This is a genomic window from Metabacillus niabensis, assembly GCF_902829255.1.
Lineage (GTDB): Bacteria > Bacillota > Bacilli > Bacillales > Bacillaceae > Metabacillus > Metabacillus niabensis.
The window spans coordinates 1-3,578 of record NZ_CADEPK010000239.1 but is presented as its reverse complement, the minus strand read 5'-3'; the positions used below and the strand labels follow the sequence as shown (position 1 = coordinate 3,578).

At 33.4% G+C, this 3,578-nt stretch carries 4 protein-coding genes; all 4 read right to left on the bottom strand.

The window, feature by feature from the left end; translation table 11 throughout:
* Window positions 1-205: 205 nt before the first annotated feature.
* Window positions 206-550, bottom strand: coding sequence for a cupin domain-containing protein (locus HU235_RS15170; protein ID WP_174880739.1), 345 nt, complete (start codon window positions 548-550; stop codon window positions 206-208).
* 248 nt (window positions 551-798) lie between these two features.
* Window positions 799-2,256: a PH domain-containing protein gene (locus tag HU235_RS15165; protein ID WP_174880738.1), complete on the bottom strand. Its 1,458-nt coding sequence runs from the start codon at window positions 2,254-2,256 to the stop codon at window positions 799-801.
* A complete protein-coding gene (locus HU235_RS15160) occupies window positions 2,243-2,722 on the bottom strand; it encodes a PH domain-containing protein (RefSeq protein WP_174880737.1) in 480 nt (159 codons plus the stop codon). The genes HU235_RS15165 and HU235_RS15160 overlap by 14 nt, the downstream gene beginning before the upstream one ends.
* Before the next feature lie 16 nt (window positions 2,723-2,738).
* Window positions 2,739-3,329, bottom strand: coding sequence for a TetR/AcrR family transcriptional regulator (locus HU235_RS15155; protein WP_174880736.1), 591 nt, complete (start codon window positions 3,327-3,329; stop codon window positions 2,739-2,741).
* Window positions 3,330-3,578: the final 249 nt, after the last annotated feature.

Here is a 3,578-nt window from a genome sequence, read left to right as displayed (position 1 = left end):
ATCAGATGATTACTAGAAATTCTTTCTATTAGTTGATTTTGTTTGTTTTGCATTTTAAAATTCATGGTAAGGGTTCCTCCTAGGATTTTGAGTTAGAGTGGTGTCTATACTCATATCTTACTGAGGAGCCCTATTTTTATCAAAGCTTAAAAATAACGATCTACAGGAATGCTAACCTGCCCCGTTAGTTGAAGAACAAACTAATTTATCCTTCTGTCAATACCCGATCGCCTTTACTGGTAGGTTGAGAAATTACTAAAAATTCAACATCTTCATTTGAGTCATTGATCATTTGGTGTGGTGTTAAAGGTGCTATTTCAACTCCCTCTTGAGGATTCAAAATTATGCGTTCACCATTGACTTCTAACGTGGCAGTGCCGGATAAAACAAAGAAAAATTGACGTGCTTGATTGTGAAAATGCCTTACTTCTGATGTGTTAACGGGCATCCGTTCGTGAATGACACTTAATTCTTTATTTTTTACTAGATGCCATCCATCACAAATACCTCCCCATGTGTAATGTTCTGCGTTTTGTTTACTTATCTTCATATAAAATACTCCTCTTTCTTGATAAAAAATTATAAATCTCCAAGATAGTTAGAACAATATAGTTCAATAAGAAATGCGATACCTCTTAATGAAGTATCGGACCCTTTACTTTAAGTATAATCCCTAACAAATGACTTTTGCCTCTTTAGTTAAAAAAAATACGATCCCTCTCTACGAAAGGATCGCTACCTGTACTCTAGATAATCTCTTGCTTTTACCATACCAAACTATTATCAACATAAAATTTATCATGATCTTTCAGTTATCAGTGTGTGTTGATAAATAGTTTCTGCCTCTTCAATCGGAATATTACTTAACGAAAGTTTCACATTTTCCTTTCCAGATGCAACTGCAATCCGAATCGAAGCCAAATTCCCTTTATCTTGAAAATATGTTTGGTCAATCGATGACCATTGAATGCGTCCACGCTTAATGATAGCCGTTTTACGGGACAAACTTCCATATTGTAAGGTTAAAAAATCGTCACCTTGGTTCCAACCCGTCATTTTATAACTCATTAATCCGATAAATAAAAATCCGATCGGAAGAAGTATTCCAAAAACATAATAATTAGATTGAAGAAATAACCAAATTGGTATCGAAAGGATACTTCCTAATATACCTGGAAGCACAATATAATGAAACTTGGCTCTCTTAGTAAGAACTTTAAAGTTATTTATCATCTGATAACCAGTAAACGGTTCTAGAAAAGATTGTACATACTCCTTTTTCACAAAAGGAAGAAGAGTAATCGTTTTTTCCCCTTCTTTATCTTGACTATTACGAATAATAACAGCCTTAATTGAGGCATATCCCAATAAGCGATGCAATGGCCCCTCAATGATGATAATAGCTTGTAAACGATTTTTCGATACTGTTCGTCTTTTCTTTTCAAGTAGACCTTGTTCAATCTCAAGGTCACCATTGCTATTCTTATATAATTTAAAATTATAATCACTTACAAATGTAATGAGTAATGATAAAGCGAATGAACAAAGAATAACCATTAAAATTGTCACTACAATCCAGTAAGTACCTAACCAATTGGATAAATGAGTGAACAAAGTTTCTCGATCGGTTTCTTTTGTCACATCCAAATACTTTAATAACGCCCCAGATATAATTGTAAGTACAATCCCAAACTTAGGTGAAAGAAGACTGTGTAAAATGAGATTACTATTCTTTAATTGAAACACTGAATCATCAAAGTGGTCGTCTATTGAATCAACATGTATTTGTTCCCCTAAAACTCTGCGTAAACGCTGTTCTTCTTCTTTTGATATACAGCTAAGAATAATGCTTGATTCTTCCCCACCTGCAAGTTCAATTGTTAATGTACGTGTAGAAAATATATGGTCATAAACACGGACTGTAGAATCGATTGATTGAATACGTTCAGGGTGCACCCATCTTTTATTTATCACAAATAACCCAGATTCAATATATATTGCTCCATCAATTATTCGGTAAGTAAATGACTGCCACTTCAAAATTGCTATAACAATAAATAATAGGATAAGAAAAGTAACAGTAACGAAAATAATCATGAAAGGAGAAATGTGCTCACTTATTTGCTTATGCACCAACAATACTAGTAGTGGAAATACCCATATATAAGAGACAGACTCCTTAATAGCAGTAACAATAAAGTAGAGAATCGAAATCGGATGAAGACGATGGTTTCGTAACTTTTCAGACTTGTTCATCGTTTAACCCCGCATATACTTCAATATCTTTACGAATGATATCAGCTTTATCTTCAGCTAATCCAAAAATTTCATGACTACCTGCAGCAGTTGATAAGGTAATTGTATATAAATTATATTTTTTTAAAATAGGACCTTGTTTGGCAGCAACATGCTGAACCTTCCCCATAGGAATTAATATATTCCGTTTAAATAATATGCCTGTTCGAATTTGAATACTTGTTTCACTAATACTGTATCTCCATAACTGGTACCTCCACTTTGGTAAAAGATATAGTTCAAACGGTATAGAGGCTACTACTAAACACGCTGATAAAATTACTATCCATCTTGGCCAGCCAAATACGTTTGTACAGTAAATTATCGCAAGAAGCATAACTGCAAAAACACCTAATGTAACAAACCCTTCAAGCGTTTTTACATTTATAACTTTTTCATCTAACCTTTTATACTCAATATCCTTCATAAATCCCCTCTCCCATTTACGAATTTTTTCTAGTTGCAAAATCAAATGTATCAACAATTTCGGATATTGTTTTCTCCATGTCCGCTATATCATTATTCACAACTTTGGTTCCCATTGAATCAATCACACTTCTCACTGTTTTAGCCATTATTATTGGACAAAAATCTCGAAAACTCCCTTCTACCTCCTGCCCCAGCTTAAAAATCTCAATTAACGGCTCATATATCGATTCATCCTCCTCCTTATATAGTAGCTCACCATCATCTGTACGGGCATTGGAAACGACCTCAATGATTGCCCTTACGTATTTTTGATGTTCAAAAATGAATCTAAGATTCGATTCAATGTACGCACGGAGTAATGCTTGTGCACTATCTGACTCATTCATGAATTTTTCCATAAAAGGTATTGCCATTGCGTACGAATGTTCAACAACAGCCCTCATCAGTTCTTCTTTATTAGAAAAATGGTACGTTACAACTCCTTTACTAACCCCAGCCCTTTTTGCAATATTCCCAATAGAGGCATTTGTATATCCAACTTCAACAATAACTTGTATAGCATCTTCAATAATCTGTATACGACGATTAATTTTTTCATTTTTCATAATTACATTTTAGTACGACCGTACTAAAAATGCAACTAAAAAAACAACTTAACTAAAGTTGTTTTGAATTACCATTAAGAATATGTATTTCCCATAAGATTTTACTTTTATAGCAACCTTTAACTTTATTGTATATCTTCTATATAACAAATTTCCTTTGCTAATTATCAACCGAATGAATGTCCAATTACAGATCACTTTTCTACCCCAAGTTGTACTCTTCGATATTCACAATCTTTAATAGTATAA

Excerpts from the sequence above, each read along its gene's own strand:
- HU235_RS15160 (WP_174880737.1), bottom strand. The coding sequence starts at position 2,722 with ATGAAGGATATTGAGTATAAAAGGTTAGATGAAAAAGTTATAAATGTA.
- HU235_RS15165 (WP_174880738.1), bottom strand. The coding sequence starts at position 2,256 with ATGAACAAGTCTGAAAAGTTACGAAACCATCGTCTTCATCCGATTTCG.
- HU235_RS15170 (WP_174880739.1), bottom strand. The coding sequence starts at position 550 with ATGAAGATAAGTAAACAAAACGCAGAACATTACACATGGGGAGGTATT.
- HU235_RS15155 (WP_174880736.1), bottom strand. The coding sequence starts at position 3,329 with ATGAAAAATGAAAAAATTAATCGTCGTATACAGATTATTGAAGATGCT.